Below are 17,504 nucleotides of genomic sequence, written 5' to 3'. Positions count from 1 at the left end.
CGCCTAGTGCTCCGTGCTTCCTATAAACGGACTTTTTTGGAAAGCTGAAATATTATTAATTACAGGAGGGGTAGGTTTGCCGGATACGATTGAAAAACGTGTGACTTTCCAGGATTCGCGGGAAATGGTCGCGGTACTTGGTCACAATGATGAATTTCTCAAAATTATGCAGGAAATGCCCTGTCAGATTATTGCTCGCGGCAATGAGCTGATCATCAAGGGAACGGAAAAAGACGCGGAACTGATAGAAAGAGAAGTCGGCGAGCTTCTTTATCTTTACCGTCAGGGCCTTCCCATTACAGCGCACGATGTAAAATACAGCCTGCAGCTGATGCAAAGCGGACAGGAAGAAGCACTGCACCGGCTGTACACCGATACGGTACTCACAACGTACCGCGGCAAGCAGGTTAAGGCGAAAACACTGGGGCAGCTGAATTACCTGCGGACAATCGCGGCAAATCATATTACTATCGCTGTGGGCCCTGCCGGTACGGGTAAAACGTACCTGGCTGTAGCCATGGCTGTCAAAGCTTTGAAAAACCGCGAAGTGGAGCGCATCATCCTGACGCGGCCGGCCGTGGAAGCGGGTGAAAAGCTGGGCTTCCTGCCCGGCGACCTGCAGGAAAAAGTCGACCCTTACCTGCGTCCTCTGTACGATGCGCTGTATGAAATGCTGGGCATGGAATCCTTCCAGAAGTATCTGACACGGGGAACCATCGAGGTGGCTCCGCTTGCTTATATGCGCGGCCGTACCTTAAACGACGCGTTCATTATTCTGGATGAAGCGCAGAATACGACGCCGGAACAGATGCGGATGGCGCTGACCCGGTTTGGCTTCGGCTCCAAGCTCGTTGTCACAGGGGACGATACCCAGGTTGACCTGCCGGCCGGAAAACAGTCCGGTCTCACGAATGCGGCAGAAGTCCTGCAGAATATCCCCGGTATCGGGATTGTCTATTTCACCGAAAAAGATGTCATCCGTCATGAAATTGTGGCAGCTATCATCAAAGCGTACCAGAAATATGATGACGAGCGCACCAGAGAAAGAAAAGATCGGAAAGAACGGAAGGAACGGAAAGAACGGAGGGACGAGCGCCATGATCGTAACGCTGGCAAACAATCAAGACGTAGTTAAGATTCCGGAGAAACTGGAAACCATCCTGACGGAAGCCATGAATGCGGCTGCCCGCCTGGAACATGTGTCTGACCGGACCGAAGTGGATATTACTATCGTGGATAATGACGAGATTCATGAACTGAATAAAACCTACCGCGGCATTGACCGCCCGACCGATGTGCTTTCCTTCGCCCTTGACGAAGGAGAGGAACCGGAAGAGGAAGATGACACGGCAGAGCATCTTTTGGGAGGTATCATCATTTCCGCTCCGAAGGCCGTGGAACAGGGTGAAGAATTTGGCCATGGCCTGACGCGGGAAATGACTTATCTTGCTGTTCACGGCATCCTGCATCTTTTGGGCTATGACCATATGGAACCGGAAGATAAAAAGGTCATGCGGGCTCACGAAGAAGCTATTATGCGCGAGCTGGACCTTGCTGAGGAAAAGTTTGGAGGCTGACATGGATCGGGAATTATTTGAAGCCGCCGTCAAGGCTCGGGAACATTCTTATTCCCCTTATTCCCATTTTGCCGTGGGAGCGGCCGTGCGTGCCAAAGACGGGAGAATTTTTACGGGATGCAATATTGAGAACAGTTCTTACGGGCTCACCGTCTGTGCGGAGCGCAACGCGATTTTTGCGGCGGTCAAGGAAGGTGTACGCGAATTTACGTGCCTCTGCGTAACTGCGGATACACCGCAGCCGGTTTCCCCGTGCGGGGCCTGCCGGCAGGTCATGGCAGAATTCCGGATTCCCGAGATTTCCCTGACCAACCTGAAAGGTGAAGAAAAAAAGGTGACGCTGGAAGCTCTGCTTCCTTATGCGTTTGATTTGGAGGAAAAATAAATCATAATGACGAATGAAGCAACAAAAACGCAGCATCGCTCCGGATTCGTAGCCGTCGTCGGCCGTCCGAATGCGGGCAAGTCGACGCTGATCAATAAGCTTGTCGGGGAAAAGGTCGCTATTATTTCCGACCGCCCCCAGACAACGCGGACCCGGATTTTATCTATTGTGTCGGTGCCGGAAGCACAGATTATCTTCCTCGATACGCCGGGACTTCATAAGCCGATGGATAAGCTCGGTGAGCATATGGTCAAGGCGGCGGAAGATTCTCTGAAGGATGTGGATGCCGTCCTGTATCTGGTCGATATCACGGAAAAATCCATGAAGGCTGAAAAGTACATCATTGAGCGCCTGCAGAATGTGAAGGTGCCGGTTTTCCTGATCCTTAATAAAGTAGACCAGATTCCTGACGAAACGGTGCTGCTGCCCAAAATTGATGCTTTCCGCAAGGCATATCCGTTCCGGGATGTTTTTCCCCTGTCCGCACTGGAGGACAAGGATTTTTCGGAACTCATGAACGCCATTATCGGCGCGCTTCCCGAAGGACCCGATTTCTATCCGGAAGACATGTACACCGACCAGACCGAACGCGTCATGGCTGCGGAAATCATCCGGGAAAAAATTCTTCATCTGACGCGCGACGAAGTGCCGCACGCGGTGGCCGTTCAGGTCAACGAAATGAAGACGCGCGACAACGGAACCGTCTATGTGCGGGGTGATATCTTTGTGGAACGCGATTCCCAGAAGGCAATCCTCATCGGGCGCAAGGGCAGTATGCTGAAACAAATCAGCTCCGAAGCCCGGAAAGATATAGAAGACCTCGTAGGCAGCCATGTCTACCTGGAACTCTGGGTCAAAGTCCGCCCGAAATGGCGGGAGAAGGAATCCGACTTAAAACAGCTCGGCCTTGCGGAAAAGTAAGCCGCAGTGCCGCAGGCGGCAATACGAGGCGGTCACTGTGAGCGTTTCTCTCAGTTGACCCTTACCACTTGAGTAGTGTATAATGATTATCGATTTATACATATTTGATTTTATAAAATCTTGAAACTTGTTAACTATAAGGAGAGATGACTTATCGACGCGGGACCTGCGATTGGCCGCTTATTGAAGCCAATCATATATCCGTTTGCTTATTTATTTTGGCACCTGGGCCGGGGCCTTTATCATTTCATTGGAGCAGAACCTCATTCTTCTGATGTCAGCCATTCCGAGGATGATATCCGGAAAATGGTCAGCGACAGTGAAAAGGGCGGCGGCATCGATCCGGTGGAAAGTCGGCTGATTGACAACGTCTTTGACTTTGCCGACCGGGTTGCCCGGGAAGTGATGGTGCCTCGTCAGGACATGGTGTGCCTTTTTGTGGATGATCCGCTGGAGGAAAACCTCAAGGTCGTTCATGATTCGGGACATACACGGTATCCTCTTTGTGAAGAAGACCGTGACCATATTCTGGGCATGATCCATATTCGCGAACTGATGAATTTTGATGTGAAAAATCCCAAGGCGGATTTACGCACGATTATGCGGGAAATCGACGTCGTACCGGAGAGTATGTCCATTGTCAAAATTCTGCAGCTGATGCAGCACAAACATGTGCAGATGGCAGCTGTAGCCGATGAGTACGGCGGTACGGCCGGACTTGTGACGATGGAAGACCTGCTTGAGGAAATTGTCGGGGATATCCAGGACGAGCATGATTCGGAAATGCCTGAAATCAACAAAATGCCGGACGGTTCGTATATTTTTGATGGTCTGGTGCTGCTTGATGAAGTGTCGGAAACGATGGGCATCCAGTTTGACGATCCTGAAGAAGATACGATTGGCGGCTACGTTTTCGGACTGATCGGCCGTCAGCCGGAAGTAGGAGACAGTGTGGATGAACGAGGATATCGTTTTGAAGTACTGGACTGCTCCGGATTCAGAGTGCTGAAGGTTCGGGTCATTCCCCTGAAAAAAGACAGAGGGGCTGCGAAAGGCGATGAACACTGAATCAATTCAGGACGAAGCAATGATTTTGGAAGTACGCAATTGGCAGACTGCAGATAAGTATGCAGTCTGCTTTTGTCGTGACCACGGAAAAGTGCCTTTCATTGCTTACGGAGCTGCTTATCCCAAAAGTGTCAGCGGAAGGTTGGTGCAGCCTTTTGCTCATGTGCGGCTGACGCTGGCCCGGGGGCGGCGCGTGGCGACGCTCAAATCCTGTGAGTTTGTGGAAATGCCGAAGGCGATGGATGTGGAAGCCATGGCCTACGGAGCTATCATCAGCGAAGTGGCTATTCAGCTCCTGGAGGATGATCAGCCTCAGGAAGGCGTCTTTGACCTTCTAAGCAGTGCATACAAACTGCTGCTGGAGCGGAATAAACGCATTGTGACTGACAGCACCATTTTGAAATTATTGACGCTCTGCGGTTTTGAACCCTATTTGGATTCCTGCACGACCTGCGGTAAACCTGCAGCGGAAGACGGGTATTTCAGTCTTGTCCAGGGCGGATTTCTTTGTAAGGACTGTGCTATGGGTGATGAGCTGACTCTCTCAGTCAGTCAGAGGAATCTGATGGAGAAGCTGCTGCATCTTGATTTTAATGAGCCGGATCATTTTGTGGTACGCGGCGGGGATTTGATGCAGGTTGAAAAGATACTTTATCGCTTTTTGATGTATCAGACGGACCGGCCGCTGAAGAGCCTTAATTTTCTGGCACAGCTTGAAAGTGTGAAAGCATGAAGGAAATGAGCTCTCGTATTGCCTCTTCCCGTTTGTTCCAGGCTGCGGCCTGTCTTTTGGGAGCCGGCTGGATCATGGTGCTGTACGGGCTATTCGGCCCTCGTTATGACTACTATACCTTGTTTCGCATCTTAGGGCTTGTCTGGCTGGGCCTGGGATTTGTTCCCTTATTTAAAGGAAAGACAGAACTGTTTTACAGGTTTCCTTTTAGTTTTCTTGTGGCTCTGTGGCTTCATTTTCCACTGCTTTTTATCTGGTTCTGGCCGCTTAAGACGGAAAATAAAGGGCTTTTTGCTGCTTTTTACCTGATTGTTGCCGCTCTGGAATGTCTGTGGCTGCATGAACGCGGTGTGAAGTGCCTGAAAAAAGCTGCCTGCCTTTTCTGGCTGCTTTTTCCCTGGCTTCTTTTGGGCGGATATTACTGGGCCGTGATGGATATTGATTATGGCCCGCTGGGAGCTCCTTTCGGACTTCAGCTTATCTGGATGGCAGCCGGTATACGGTCGGCGGCCTGGGGAATTTCCCACAGAAACCGCAAAATATTTATGGCAGGCCTTGGGACGTTTTTTGCGGCTTTTGCTGTGACACTGCTGGCCTACCTTTGGGTTTGGCCGGATCCGGTGTATCTGCCCATCGTCGTTTTCTTCCTCATCGTATGTTATAAGGTATTTCCTTTACTATCAAATTGAGAAGGAGCTCATCATGAAAAAAATTATTACCTGGAACGTCAATGGACTGCGTGCCTGCATGAATAAGGGTTTTGCCGATTTTATGAAGCAGGCTGACGCAGATATTTTCTGCATTCAGGAAACTAAAATGCAGCGTGAGCAGGCCAATTTTGAGTTCCCGGGTTATCATGAATACTGGAACAGTGCGGAGCGTAAGGGTTATTCCGGGACAGCTCTTTTTTCCAAGGAGGAGCCTCTTGACGTGACTTACGGTCTGGGAATGCCTGAGCATGATAAAGAAGGACGCGTCATTACGGCAGAGTACCCGGAATTTATCTTGATCACGGTGTATACCCCGAATTCGCAGAAAGAGCTGGCACGTTTGGATTACCGTATGAAGTGGGAAGATGTTTTTCAAGATTATGCAGCACGACTTGCTGAAAAAAAGCCGGTCGTCGTCTGTGGCGACCTCAATGTGGCTGCGCAGCCCATCGACCTTAAAAATCCGGATTCCAACCGCGGCAATGCCGGTTTTTCTGATGAGGAAAGAGCTAAATTCCAGCAGTTTTTGAAACATGGGTTCATTGACGCTTTCAGAATGTTGTATCCGGATAAGACAGGGGCTTACACGTGGTGGTCCTATATGTTCAAGGCCCGCTCCCGGAACGCCGGATGGCGGATTGACTATTTTCTGGTGTCTGAAAACGGCCGGGACATGATTCGTGACGTGACAATCTGCTCTGACGTCATGGGCAGTGATCATTGTCCGGTCCTGCTTGAATTTGGCAGGTAATAAAGTTGTTTTTAACAGGTGTGAGGAGGCATACGTGATGAAAGGTGCTTTTGTCGGAGATATTATCGGATCGGCCTACGAATGGTCGGGCATGAAGTCGACTGTATTCCCTCTTCATGTGCCTGCTTCCCATGCGACGGATGATTCTTTTATGACCGCTGCCGTGGCTCTGGCTTTCGGTAAAGCAAGGAAGGCCGGCATGCCGGAAACACAGGAAGTGCTGGCGCCGATACTCTGCAGGGAAATGCGTACAATCGGGCGCCGCCATATCCATGCCGGTTTCGGTCATATTTTTAAAAAGTGGCTTTTAAGTGATGACGCCGGTCCTTACGGTAGCTTCGGCAACGGTGCTCCTATGCGGGTGTCACCGGCGGCATGGTACGGGCGGAACATGGAGGAAACAAAGAAGCTGGCCCTTATTTCGGCGAGCGTTTCCCATAATCATCCGAGTTCTGAAAAAGCGGCGGAATGCGTGGCCGGATCGATTTTCCTGGCACGGCAGAAAGCTACAAAAGCCGAACTCGAGGACTACATGAAGCGGTTTTACAAACTGCCGGAAAGCCTGGAAGCGGCGAGAAACAAGGAACCGAAGGATGCAACCTGTGATGGCACTGTGCCGGATGCGCTGCTGTGTTTCCTCTCCGCAAAAGACTATGAAGAAGCGGTCAGAAACGCCGTTTCGCTGGGCGGGGACAGTGATACCCTGGCCGCTATGGCAGGAAGTATTGCAGAACCTTTCTTCGGTATTCCGGAACGGATCCTGGCATGGGCGGAACTTCTTTTTACCCCGGAAATGCGGGAAGCGCTGGCACTGTACAAGGAAAATACCGCAGGAGGCAATTGATGGAACTTTGGGATATTTACGATGTGAATAAACAGAAAACGGGTCGTACCATGGTCCGCAATGACTGGCATATGAAACCGGGCGATTACCATCTGACCGTGCTGGCTCTTGTGAAGGACCTGCAGGGCCGGGTGCTTATTACGCAGCGTCAGCTTGACAAGGAATGGGCCGCCGGTAAATGGGAAATCCCGGGAGGCGGCGTGCGGGCCGGAGAAAGCTCGCAGGAAGCCGTGCTGCGCGAAGTGAGGGAAGAGACGGGACTGATGCTTACGGCATCTCAGGGTAAGTTGATCCATACTTACCGGAACGATTCGCCGGAGGAACAGAATAATTATTTTGTCGACATCTATGAATTCAAAGTTCCTTTTGAAGCGGCTGACGTTCATGTGCAGGCCGATGAAGTTGCCTCCTATAAGCTTGCTTCCGGTGAGGAATTAAAGCGTCTCGGAGCAGCCGGCGATTTCCTGCATTATCGTCATATTGAAAAGTTTTTATAAGAAAAAGGGGCTGTGAAATAATGTATACGCATATTTCACAGCCCCTTTTTACGCAGGTCGCAGGTTGGTGTGCTGGCCGCGGGTCGCCTGTGGAAGAAAAATTGCAAAGGCATTTTTCTACGAACTTATAAAAATAAAACCTGAAATTTAGGTTATAGTGCAGACGAGGCTATATGTCATAGGCCAAAAGCGCCTTTTTATTTTTTTTTTTAGCCTATATATCGGGAAACTATTGTAAAAATTACACAAAATTACTGTTTTACTTTGTATTTTAATTATGGTATCGTACACTTACAGAAAAGAATGACTTTATCCTGAAATAATACTTAAAAATCCTGTAACAGCGCTTTTGCAGCGAGGAGAACCATGAACTTCACATCCATAGAATACTTTCTGATGCTCGAGCATGAACGCAGTTTCAGCCGGGCTGCGGAGAAACTGAACATTACGCAGCAAACGCTTTCGGGGCATATTGCCGGCGTGGAAAAAGAATTGGGATGCCGTCTTTTCGTCCGTCATGTTCCGCTGGAACTGACCTACGCCGGAGAAGTCTTTCTGGAACATGCCCGGCGTATACATCGCGATGATACAGATTTGCGCCAGACCATGCTGGAAATCCAGCAGGAGCGGAGAGGACGCCTGACCATCGGCATCGCTTCCACGCGGGGACGTGCCATTTTGCCGGATATATTGCTGCCTATCAAAAAAGCCGGCCCCATATTTCTATCGTGATTCGGGAAACGGATAACGAAGTGGCATCGGAACTTGTCCATACGGGAGAAGTCGATCTGGCTATTGCTAATTTTGCGGAAGATACCGGAGATCCTCTGGTGCTTACAGATTTCTATACGGAAGAACTCATTCTCCTGATGCAGCCTGACCTTTATGCAGCGCAGTTTCCGTCCCGGTACTTTGATTCTCGATGTATACATTTAAAAGATAATCATGAGTTTGCTCTTTTTGACGGCTGTCCGCTGCTCCTGAACCCGGAAGGAGATATCTCCGGCCGGTTTGCCCGCAGGCTCTTTCGCATGAACGGCATGTCTCCCGAAATCCGGGTAGAATCTTCCAATATCGAGACGCTCCTGGAATTGTGCCTGCGCGGTGCCGGTGCCTGCATTACCCCGGCTAACCTTGCTGAAGCTGTTTTTACAAAAGAGCAAATGGAGCATATGGTGCAGGTCCATTTTGCCGAAGGCGCGAAATATAAGATTCGCTTTGCCAGTCTCCGGGAGCGGAGCCGGTGGAAAATGCTGCGCGATTTTATTAAAACTGCTCAGACGACTTACGAATCCGTTCACCAATGAGGAAGTAGAAGATTATGGAAAACATTGTTTTATTATTATTTGCAGCTGTACTGCTGATTTTCTTACTCAATGGCTGGCCGCTGCTTCTGGCCCTTCTCATCGGTCTCATGATTTTCAGTGCCTATTCCCTGAAACGGGGATTTACGGTCAAAGAGACGCTGGGAATGTGGCGCGACGGCGTGATGACGGCGAAAAACATTCTGCTGACCTTCTGCCTGATCGGATTTCTGACCGGACTATGGCGGGCCGGCGGAACGATTCCGGCTATTGTCTATTATGCTGCCAGCCTGATTCGTCCATCACTGATTATCTTCCTGACGTTCCTGCTCAACTGCCTGCTGTCGTTTCTGATGGGAACCTCTTTCGGAACGGCCGCTACAATGGGCCTTATCTGTATGACCATTGCCAAGACAATGGGCGTCAGCCCGGCCATTACAGGCGGAGCCGTCCTTTCGGGAATTTATTTCGGTGACCGCTGCTCTCCCGTATCAACGAGCGCACTGCTTACGGCCGAAATTACGGGCACTAACCTCTACGATAATATCAAACGGATGATAAAAAGTGCGGCAGTGCCAGTGCTCGCTTGCTGTGTCATCTATTTCTTCATCGCTTCGGGAGGGGAAGGGGACACTTCGTCCCTGTCGGTGCAGAAGTTATTCGCCAGTTATTTTGACGTATCCTGGCCTATGCTGGTTCCGGCCGCAGGTATCCTGATTCTTGCCCTCTTCCGCGTACCGGTGAAGAAAACCCTTTCCGTCAGCATAGTTCTCAGTATCATATGCGCCGCCGTTTTCCAAAAAATGGGGGCCGCGGAAATTGTTCATACGATGATTTTCGGCTTTCAGACGACGCAGCCCGAGCTGCGCAGCATGCTGGCAGGCGGCGGACTTGTTTCCATGTTCCGGACCGGTGCTATCGTCATGACCGGGGCCTGCTACTCGGGCATCTTTGATAAGACAGGCCTCCTGCGGAATCTGCAGGGCGTTTTTGAAAATATCGGTCAGAAATTTACGCCCGCTGTCGGTATCTGTGGTGCCGGCATTATCAGTTCCATGATTGCCTGCAACCAGACCCTCGCCATCATGATGACGAAGAGCCTCTGCGAGCACATGCCGATCAGTAAGGAAAAACTGGCACTCACTCTCGAAGATACTGTAGTTGTCATTTCCGGCCTGATCCCCTGGTCCATTGCCTGTGCCGCACCGCTCGCCTTCATCGAAGCCCCGAACAGCAGCATCCTTTACGCATCGTATCTCTACCTGCTGCCGGTTTGGTGTATCTTGACTTCCTTGTGGGGGAAGAAGCACGCAGAGAGCGTAAATCGTTCAAACTGAACATATGAAAAAGACTGTGAAACAATTGAAATCGTTGTTTCACAGTCTTTTTTAGTCTATTACTTTTTCTTTTTCTCAGCTTTGTTGTTTTGCCCGCTTTGCACTTTCTTATCTTCTTGTTTCCTTAGTCCGCAATATACGAAGCCGCAGAGGGCGATAACGAAGAAGATGAGGCTCGTGGCCTGAGCGGATTTAAGTCCGAAGAGGAAGGGTTCGGTATAGTCGCCGCGGAGAAATTCCAAAAAGAAGCGCAGCACGGAATACATCATGACATACAGGAAGCAGCACTGTCCTTTTTTGTAGTGCGTAGTCTGGAAGAACAGCAGCAGGGCGAAAAGGATAATGTCAATCTGCCCTTCCCAGACTTCAGCAGGCCACAAGGGGGCTGATCCGTAGGTGGCGCGGGCCAGGGTTCCTTCGGGATAGAGAATACCGAAATCTCCGCCCGTTGGTGCTCCAAAAGCATCCCCGTTCAGAAGGTTGGCCATGCGGCCGATAGACTGTCCGATGAAAAGCGCCGGGGTAACAACATCGAGAAAATGAACCCAATCGATGTGATGCCGATGGCAGTATACGATACCGGCAAGAATGCCGCCGAGGATGCCGCCCTGAACAGCCATGCCGCCCTGCCATACGAAAGGAATTTCAAGCAAGTGATGGCTGTAATATTCCCAGTCAAAGAAAAAAACATCCCACAGCCGGGCTCCGACGAGACCGGCAAAACCGCCGTAGATTCCAAGGTCTGGCACGTACTTTTCCCAGCCGCGTCCGTCTTTCCAGACGAGAAAATAGGCGACGGCAGTGGCCAGAAAAATAGCGGTGCAAAGCATGAGACCATACATGCGGATAGGAAAATTTCCGATAAAAAATAAATATTGATGCACGGAAGCTCCTTTCCCCGATCAATCCATGAGTTTGACCGGTTTGAAATCGATGTAGTCGGAGGCGATGAGACGGTACTGCGTGCCGTCCCGGACTCCCTGGAAAAGATTCAGGAAATGAGCCGCGTCGCCGTGAACGTGACCGTAGACGCAGATGTCGACATGGTGCGTCCGGCACAGTTCGGTAAAACCTGTCACCTCGTCCGCATGGAAGAGGGGCGGATAGTGCAGTGCTGCAATTTTATGGCTGCAGCCTGCTTTTTCGGCTTCCAGGAGGGAACGTTCCAGCCGCTGGACTTCCCGGTTATAGATGAGTTTATCATGCTCCCCGAAATTGGGAAGCGATGGGAGGTTCCAGCCCCGCGTCCCGCAGATAGCCGTATCGCCCGTAAGGTAACAGGAATTATGCAAAAAATGAAAGCCTTCCGGCATGGCCGCTTTCAGTTTGGCAGCAGAAGACCACCAGTAGTCATGATTGCCTTTTAATACGACTTTTTGCCCCGGCAGCTCTGCCAGAAAATTGAAGTCCTTTTCAATGGCGTCTTCCAGGGTCATGGACCAGGAGATGTCTCCGCACAAGATTACGGTATCGGATTCGGAAACAACTTCGCGCCAGCCGTCGGCAATTTTCTGCCGGTGATTGAGCCACTGAGGACCAAAAACATCCATAGGTTTGGAGGGAACAGCGCCCGACAGGTGCAGGTCTCCAATTGCGTAGATTGCCATGATAGTGTCCCCTTCCTGCGTTGACTTTATTAGTAGTCAACTATATAATAAATCTCATACGGCATTCTTGCCAGTATTTCCTTATTATGTTACTGAATCACGCCAATGATTGCAAGCATTGAGGCGTGATTTCTTATAGGAGGGTTATGAATGATTAAAGAGAAGTATGAACCGCATGAGATTGAAGCGCGGTGGCAAAAGTACTGGGAAGACCATAAAACCTACAAAGTCAGCAATGACGATCCGAGACCGAAGTACTACGTACTGGAAATGTTCCCGTATCCGTCCGGCAACCTGCATATGGGCCATGTACGGAACTATTCCATCGGTGATGTCGTTGCTCGTTTCCGCACGATGAAGGGCTACAACGTACTGCATCCAATGGGGTTCGATTCCTTCGGTATGCCTGCAGAAAACGCAGCAATTAAACATAACATTCCTCCTGCTAAATGGACCCTGGACAACATTGCCAACATGGAAAAGCAGCAGAAACGGATGGGGCTGTCCTACGACTGGGACCGCGAAGTCAAAACCTGCATGCCTGACTATTATAAATGGACCCAGTGGTTCTTCGAATTGATGTACAAGCGCGGCCTTGCCGTTAAGAAAGAGGCCGCCGTCAACTGGTGCCCGAAGTGCAACACGGTACTTGCCAACGAACAGGTTATCGATGGTAAGTGCTGGCGCTGCGATTCCGTCGTAGAGAAAAAGAACCTTTCTCAGTGGTTCTTTAAGATCACGGATTACGCTGACGAACTGCTGAAAGACCTGGATCTGCTGAAAGGCTGGCCGGAACGCGTCAAGACGATGCAGCGCAACTGGATCGGCCGCAGCGAAGGTCTGGAATTCAGCTTTGATATTCCTTCCCTTGGTGAAAAGCTCGCTGTCTATACGACTCGTCCCGATACCATTTATGGCGTCACCTTCGTCGTGATTCCTCCGGAACATCCGCTGGTGGCTAAGCTCCTGAAGGATAACCCGAAAAAAGCAGAACTGGAAGCTTTCTGCGACAAAGTTCGGAATACCTCCGATATTGAAAGAACGTCTACCGAATCCGAAAAACTCGGTATGTATACCGGTGTAGACTGCATCCATCCGCTGACCGGTGATAAGGTTCAGATCTGGATTACCAACTACGTCCTGTACGATTATGGTACCGGCGCCGTCATGGGCGTACCGAGCGGCGACCATCGTGACTGGATGTTTGCTACCAAGTACGGCATCAAGAAAATCCTGACCCTGCAGCCGAAGGACAAACAGCTGAAACTGGAAGAGATGACCGACGCTTACACGGAAAAGGACGGCGTCCTCGTTAACTCCGCTCAGTTCACCGGCATGGAAATGCATAAGGCCATGAAAGCCATTATGGACTACATGGAAGAAAAGGGCCTGGGCAAACGCCGCGTCAACTACCGTCTGCGCGACTGGCTTATCAGTCGTCAGCGTTACTGGGGCGCTCCGATTCCTGTCATTTACTGCCCGCACTGCGGCGAAGTCCTCGTACCGGAAAAGGATCTGCCTGTTATGCTGCCGACGGACGTGAAGTTTACGGCCGGTGCCAGCTCCCCGCTGGCTACGAGCGAAAGCTTCGTTCACTGCAAGTGCCCGAAGTGCGGTGCCGACGCTACGCGTGAACTCGACACGATGGATACGTTCATCTGCTCTTCCTGGTACTACCTGCGTTATACGGATCCCCACAATGACAAGGCTCCGTTCAGCCATGAAGCCGCTGATCAGTGGATGCCGGTCGATCAGTATATCGGTGGTATCGAACACGCTATCCTTCACCTGCTGTATTCCCGTTTCTTCATCAAGGTCCTGCGTGATGCCGGCCTCGTGAAGGTAGATGAACCGTTCACGAACCTCCTGACCCAGGGCATGGTCATCAAAGACGGTGCCAAGATGAGTAAATCCATCGGCAACGTTGTTTCCCCGGAAGAAATTATCGGCAAATATGGCGCTGATACGGCTCGTCTCTTCATTATGTTCGCAGCTCCTGTAGAACGTGAACTGGAATGGAGCGACCAGGGCGTCGAAGGTTCCTTCCGCTTCCTCGGCCGTGTATGGCGTATCGTTTATCACTTCCAGGATGTCCTGGCAAAGAAAGTTACGTCCTATGATCCGGCCACGCTGGATGAACAAGGTAAGGAGCTCCGCCATGTCCTGCACAGCAGTGTCAAGAAGATTACCGAAGACATCGATAAGCGCTTCAACTTCAACACGGCTATCAGCACGATGATGGAACTTGTCAATGCCCTGTATCTGTACAGCGAAAAGGACAAGGATAACATCAACGACGGCCTGATTTACGAAACGATTTCCAAGCTCCTCCTCGTGATGGCTCCGTTTGTGCCGCACATCACGGAAGAACTCTGGCATGGTGTCATTGATTCGGATATGACGAAGAGTATCCATCATGAACCGTGGCCGACGTACGATCCGGAAGCTGTCAAGGTGGCAGAAGCCGAAGTCCTGGTACAGGTCAACGGTAAGGCAAAAGTCCGCATGATGGTTTCCACGGAACTGTCCAAGGATGAACTCGGTAAACTTGCTCTTGAACAGGAAGCTGTAAAGGCCGCCATCGGCGACGGCAAGGTCGTCAAGGTCATTGCTGTTCCGGGCCGCCTGGTCAACGTCGTGGTCAAAAAATAATTTCATAGAAACACTTTTCTCATCACACCCCAATTTCACTACAATTTGATGCTATGGAAGCAGCGTGCTGCTTCTGTAAGGCAGATTTTCTCCTGCAGAACGTAGGAGGGAATCTGCCTTTTTATATTATCAGTCAGGAGGTTCCTTATGAATTTATGGGAAAAGAAAAAATGGATTGCCGCTGCGATTATCACGATTTTCTGTGTTGGTGTCAGTTTTTGGATTTCACAGCCGACACCGACAGAAGAGGGTACCCTTAAGACCGTGGATGCGGCTCTGTCACCGAAGAAAACAAAAGAAAACGCCGGATTATGTGTCTATGTGAGCGGAGCCGTAGCGGCACCGGGTATCTACTATATTCCGCCGGGAGAACGTTTTTCCTATGCTATCCAGAAGGCAGGCGGTTTTACGGAAGACGCTGACAGGAACCGGGTCAACCTGGCTCGCAAGTGCAAAGACGGAAGCCATGTCAATGTTCCGTTTGTCAAAGCTTCAAAACGCAACAAAACGAAAAACACACGAAGCAGCCGGACTGCCGCAGTAAGTCCTGCTGACACATCGGGTGAAATGCCTGCCCGGGAAACTGCGGTACAGGAGACTGCGCAGCAGGGTATCATCAATGTCAACACGGCGGATGAAACAGAACTGACTCGGCTGCCCGGTGTCGGACCGGCCCTGGCCCGCAGAATCGTGGAGGCTCGTCAGCAGCGTACATTCCAAAGTCTGGATGATCTGCTGGAAGTAAAGGGCATCGGTCCTGCTACGCTGAGCCGTTTTCGCGGCCGTGCCGGAGTGTGACATGACGCCGCTTTTTGGAGCCGGTCTCTTTTATGCCTTGGGTATTTTTGCAGGGATTTATCTGCGTATTGGTCTTATTTATTGGATATTGCTTCTTACTTTGGCAGCGGCTGCTCTTTGCTTCTGCTTTTACGTCCGGAAGGACAGAAAAATGCTTATTGCCTGTTTTTGCCTTAGCTTTTTCTTTTTGGGAGGTATTGTTCCCCGGCTGCGTGAAAGTGCCCCTCGGCAAATGAGACCCTATTTCGGGAAGAAAATCACGGTCACCGGGCGTATTGTACCGGGCAGTTACATGTACGATTCCGATACGCGGTATGCCGCGTTTTTGCTTGACACATCGCATGGCAAAATTCGTGTCAATCTGCTTAAGGCAGCAGCCTGGAGCATACCTTACGGTAAAGTGCAGGTGCAGGGAACCTTGCTGGAACCTTCCGGTTTTTATAATCCGGGTATGCCTCCTCCCGAGGCAAAGGCGGCCTCCGCAGGCATCGGCGGTATGATCCGGACGGAGGGATGGCTGGCGAAAAAAATACCTTCAAAGCTTACGCTGTGGGAACGCATTCATGACTGGGGGATGGCTTGCCGCAAACCACTGCGAAAGGCTGTACCGGAAACAGACAGAGCAATTCTGGAAGGCATGCTCTTTGGCGGGCAGCAGGGAATGCCGCCCCAGACAGTACGAATTTTTTCCGAGTGCGGACTGTCCCATATGCTTTCCGTATCCGGGAGCCACGTGGCGCTCCTTCTCGGTATTTTCTTTTTCCTTTTTAAGGTTGGTAGAATGCCGAAACCTCTTATGGCTGTTCTTGTCTGCGCCGGACTGATTGCTTATGCCGTCATCTGCGGACTGCGGGCACCCGTATGCCGCGCAGCCATGCTGGGCTGCGGTGCGGCCTGGGGACAGGTGCTACGCCGCCGTGCCGGGGGTACGTCCTTTTTAGGACTGGCGGGCCTGGTTCTTCTTACGGTGAACCCTTACTGGATTCTTGACCTCGGGATGCAGCTTTCCTTTGGGGCGGCTGCCGGGCTCATGCTTTGTCGGAAGCCAATCGCCGGACGGCTTTGTCGCTTCATGCCGGAGAAACTGGCTGCTGCTTTTTCTGTAACGCTCTCGGCCCAGGTGCTGACAATGCCCATATTGATTCGGAATTTTCACCTGCTGTCCCTGACGTCTCTTCTGGCTAATCTCCTCATTACGCCGCTTCTGGGTCTTTGTCTTGTCGGAACAATGCTTGGCACGGTTATTTCTTTGGTGAGTACTGCTGCAGGACAGATTGTACTTGCTCTCGTGGCACAGCTTTCCGGCGCTGCCATGTGGGGCGCGGAAAAACTGGCCGCCATTCCCGGAGGCCTCTGGATAACGGGCCAGCCGGCTTTTTGGGCGCTGCCCTGTTATGGCATCCTGCTTTTTTTATTTTTCTATCCGTATTTCGGACCTTTTACTGACAGGAAGTACCGGCAGCGCATTCTTGCAGCGGCTCTTCTTGGGCTTGCCGCAGCTTTTCTCTGGCCTCATTTTCGTCCGCAGCCTTTTACCGTTTATTTCCTGGATGTGGGGCAGGGGGACTGTGCCCTTGTCGTAACGCCGGAACGAGAGACCATATTGATTGATACGGGCGGTCTGCCGGGACGTTTCGATACCGGTGAGAGAATCCTTGTTCCGGTACTGCGGGGACTGGGATTTTCCCATGTCGACGTACTGCTCTTAAGTCACGGTCATCACGATCATGCCGGAGGGGCTGCCGGTGTGGCAGCCTGTATGCCCATTAAAAAAATACTGCTCCCCAATGAACCGCCGAGCCCTGATGTAGAGAGGCTGCTCCGTCAGCTTTCTTACAATGATAGGTCTTGTTCCGTAGAGACTATGCGGCCGCACAGTACTCTGCATCTTAACGGAGCGAAACTTACAGTCATCTGTGCCCCGCGCAGCGAAGGAATAGGCGAGGACGGCAACGAAAGCTCCGCTGTCGTCATGGTCAGCACCCCAAAAAATAGAGTACTTTTTACGGGGGACGCGACAAGTGAAATCGAATTACAGGCAGCTATGGAGGATATTCGTTGTGATGTGCTGAAAATTTCTCACCATGGATCAGGGACCTCTTCAGAAATGGCTTTTCTTCGAAAAGCAAGCCCCTCTCTGGCTGTCATTTCCGTTGGCAGATATAATCGTTTCGGGCATCCTCATAAGGAGGTGCTGGACCGATTAAATAGCTTAAATGTCCACGTGGAAAGGACAGATTGTAAAGGAGCCGTAAAAATAGTCTTTGACACGAGTACTTTAGCATGGTATAATTATCAACGGCAAGCTATTTCTTCTTAG

At 51.0% G+C, this 17,504-nt stretch carries 18 protein-coding genes; 16 read left to right on the top strand and 2 right to left on the bottom strand.

The features are described from left to right. The first annotated feature begins 76 nt into the window (after positions 1 to 76). The 13 genes from LKE33_12470 (at position 77) to LKE33_12410 (ending at position 10,127) form a co-directional block, all read left to right on the top strand. Positions 77 to 1,135: a PhoH family protein gene (locus LKE33_12470; GenBank protein MCH3951728.1), complete on the top strand. Its 1,059-nt coding sequence runs from the start codon at positions 77 to 79 to the stop codon at positions 1,133 to 1,135. Then, positions 1,098 to 1,577, top strand: coding sequence for an rRNA maturation RNase YbeY (gene ybeY / locus LKE33_12465; protein ID MCH3951727.1), 480 nt, complete (start codon positions 1,098 to 1,100; stop codon positions 1,575 to 1,577). The genes LKE33_12470 and ybeY overlap by 38 nt, the downstream gene beginning before the upstream one ends. 1 nt (position 1,578) lies before the next feature. Further along, positions 1,579 to 1,962 (top strand): cytidine deaminase, encoded by a 384-nt coding sequence (locus LKE33_12460; GenBank protein ID MCH3951726.1) that lies wholly within the window; start codon positions 1,579 to 1,581, stop codon positions 1,960 to 1,962. Positions 1,963 to 1,968: 6 nt separating this feature from the next. Further along, positions 1,969 to 2,883 (top strand): GTPase Era, encoded by a 915-nt coding sequence (gene era / locus LKE33_12455; GenBank protein MCH3951725.1) that lies wholly within the window; start codon positions 1,969 to 1,971, stop codon positions 2,881 to 2,883. A gap of 306 nt (positions 2,884 to 3,189) precedes the next feature. Then, positions 3,190 to 3,951: a hemolysin family protein gene (locus LKE33_12450; protein MCH3951724.1), complete on the top strand. Its 762-nt coding sequence runs from the start codon at positions 3,190 to 3,192 to the stop codon at positions 3,949 to 3,951. Next, positions 3,941 to 4,684, top strand: coding sequence for a DNA repair protein RecO (gene recO / locus LKE33_12445; protein ID MCH3951723.1), 744 nt, complete (start codon positions 3,941 to 3,943; stop codon positions 4,682 to 4,684). Before LKE33_12450 ends, recO begins: the two co-directional genes overlap by 11 nt. Continuing rightward, positions 4,681 to 5,373 (top strand): hypothetical protein, encoded by a 693-nt coding sequence (locus LKE33_12440; protein ID MCH3951722.1) that lies wholly within the window; start codon positions 4,681 to 4,683, stop codon positions 5,371 to 5,373. Before recO ends, LKE33_12440 begins: the two co-directional genes overlap by 4 nt. A 13-nt stretch (positions 5,374 to 5,386) precedes the next feature. Further along, the gene (locus tag LKE33_12435) at positions 5,387 to 6,145 is read left to right on the top strand and encodes an exodeoxyribonuclease III (GenBank protein ID MCH3951721.1); all 759 of its coding nucleotides are present in this window, start codon (positions 5,387 to 5,389) and stop codon (positions 6,143 to 6,145) included. 37 nt (positions 6,146 to 6,182) lie between these two features. Next, on the top strand, positions 6,183 to 6,989 hold the full coding sequence (locus LKE33_12430) for an ADP-ribosylglycohydrolase family protein (protein MCH3951720.1): 807 nt from the start codon (positions 6,183 to 6,185) through the stop codon (positions 6,987 to 6,989). Continuing rightward, positions 6,989 to 7,486 (top strand): NUDIX hydrolase, encoded by a 498-nt coding sequence (locus LKE33_12425; GenBank protein ID MCH3951719.1) that lies wholly within the window; start codon positions 6,989 to 6,991, stop codon positions 7,484 to 7,486. Before LKE33_12430 ends, LKE33_12425 begins: the two co-directional genes overlap by 1 nt. A gap of 366 nt (positions 7,487 to 7,852) precedes the next feature. Then, positions 7,853 to 8,218, top strand: coding sequence for a LysR family transcriptional regulator (locus LKE33_12420; protein ID MCH3951718.1), 366 nt, complete (start codon positions 7,853 to 7,855; stop codon positions 8,216 to 8,218). Further along, positions 8,212 to 8,793: a substrate-binding domain-containing protein gene (locus tag LKE33_12415; GenBank protein ID MCH3951717.1), complete on the top strand. Its 582-nt coding sequence runs from the start codon at positions 8,212 to 8,214 to the stop codon at positions 8,791 to 8,793. Before LKE33_12420 ends, LKE33_12415 begins: the two co-directional genes overlap by 7 nt. A gap of 14 nt (positions 8,794 to 8,807) precedes the next feature. Continuing rightward, positions 8,808 to 10,127 carry a peptidase gene (locus tag LKE33_12410; protein MCH3951716.1) on the top strand — a complete coding sequence of 440 codons (1,320 nt, stop codon included), beginning with the start codon at positions 8,808 to 8,810 and terminating at the stop codon, positions 10,125 to 10,127. A gap of 59 nt (positions 10,128 to 10,186) precedes the next feature. Here the strand turns inward: LKE33_12410 and lgt are convergent, their stop codons facing one another. Together lgt and LKE33_12400 are read right to left on the bottom strand one after the other, a co-directional pair. After that, complete coding sequence (gene lgt, locus LKE33_12405; protein MCH3951715.1) at positions 10,187 to 11,011, bottom strand: prolipoprotein diacylglyceryl transferase; 825 nt, start codon at positions 11,009 to 11,011, stop codon at positions 10,187 to 10,189. An 18-nt stretch (positions 11,012 to 11,029) separates the two neighbouring features. Further along, positions 11,030 to 11,734 carry a metallophosphoesterase gene (locus LKE33_12400; protein ID MCH3951714.1) on the bottom strand — a complete coding sequence of 235 codons (705 nt, stop codon included), beginning with the start codon at positions 11,732 to 11,734 and terminating at the stop codon, positions 11,030 to 11,032. 150 nt (positions 11,735 to 11,884) lie between these two features. On the opposite strand from LKE33_12400, the gene leuS reads away from it, so the two are divergent. The 3 genes from leuS (at position 11,885) to LKE33_12385 (ending at position 17,504) form a co-directional block, all read left to right on the top strand. Beyond that, on the top strand, positions 11,885 to 14,386 hold the full coding sequence (gene leuS, locus LKE33_12395) for a leucine--tRNA ligase (GenBank protein MCH3951713.1): 2,502 nt from the start codon (positions 11,885 to 11,887) through the stop codon (positions 14,384 to 14,386). A gap of 147 nt (positions 14,387 to 14,533) precedes the next feature. After that, positions 14,534 to 15,184: a ComEA family DNA-binding protein gene (locus LKE33_12390; protein ID MCH3951712.1), complete on the top strand. Its 651-nt coding sequence runs from the start codon at positions 14,534 to 14,536 to the stop codon at positions 15,182 to 15,184. Position 15,185: 1 nt separating this feature from the next. Continuing rightward, positions 15,186 to 17,504, top strand: a complete 2,319-nt coding sequence (locus LKE33_12385) for a DNA internalization-related competence protein ComEC/Rec2 (protein ID MCH3951711.1) — start codon at positions 15,186 to 15,188, stop codon at positions 17,502 to 17,504.

The sequence above is a fragment of the Acidaminococcus sp. genome, assembly GCA_022482815.1.
Taxonomy (GTDB): domain Bacteria; phylum Bacillota; class Negativicutes; order Acidaminococcales; family Acidaminococcaceae; genus Acidaminococcus.
This window is presented reverse-complemented; position numbering and strand designations above follow the sequence as displayed.

Coding starts and splice junctions, on each gene's coding strand:
- ybeY (MCH3951727.1), top strand. CDS start 1,098: ATGATCGTAACGCTGGCAAACAATCAAGACGTAGTTAAGATTCCGGAG.
- LKE33_12460 (MCH3951726.1), top strand. CDS start 1,579: ATGGATCGGGAATTATTTGAAGCCGCCGTCAAGGCTCGGGAACATTCT.
- era (MCH3951725.1), top strand. CDS start 1,969: ATGACGAATGAAGCAACAAAAACGCAGCATCGCTCCGGATTCGTAGCC.
- LKE33_12450 (MCH3951724.1), top strand. CDS start 3,190: ATGGTCAGCGACAGTGAAAAGGGCGGCGGCATCGATCCGGTGGAAAGT.
- recO (MCH3951723.1), top strand. CDS start 3,941: ATGAACACTGAATCAATTCAGGACGAAGCAATGATTTTGGAAGTACGC.
- LKE33_12440 (MCH3951722.1), top strand. CDS start 4,681: ATGAAGGAAATGAGCTCTCGTATTGCCTCTTCCCGTTTGTTCCAGGCT.
- LKE33_12435 (MCH3951721.1), top strand. CDS start 5,387: ATGAAAAAAATTATTACCTGGAACGTCAATGGACTGCGTGCCTGCATG.
- LKE33_12430 (MCH3951720.1), top strand. CDS start 6,183: ATGAAAGGTGCTTTTGTCGGAGATATTATCGGATCGGCCTACGAATGG.
- LKE33_12425 (MCH3951719.1), top strand. CDS start 6,989: ATGGAACTTTGGGATATTTACGATGTGAATAAACAGAAAACGGGTCGT.
- LKE33_12420 (MCH3951718.1), top strand. CDS start 7,853: ATGAACTTCACATCCATAGAATACTTTCTGATGCTCGAGCATGAACGC.
- LKE33_12410 (MCH3951716.1), top strand. CDS start 8,808: ATGGAAAACATTGTTTTATTATTATTTGCAGCTGTACTGCTGATTTTC.
- LKE33_12400 (MCH3951714.1), bottom strand. CDS start 11,734: ATGGCAATCTACGCAATTGGAGACCTGCACCTGTCGGGCGCTGTTCCC.
- leuS (MCH3951713.1), top strand. CDS start 11,885: ATGATTAAAGAGAAGTATGAACCGCATGAGATTGAAGCGCGGTGGCAA.
- LKE33_12390 (MCH3951712.1), top strand. CDS start 14,534: ATGAATTTATGGGAAAAGAAAAAATGGATTGCCGCTGCGATTATCACG.
- LKE33_12385 (MCH3951711.1), top strand. CDS start 15,186: ATGACGCCGCTTTTTGGAGCCGGTCTCTTTTATGCCTTGGGTATTTTT.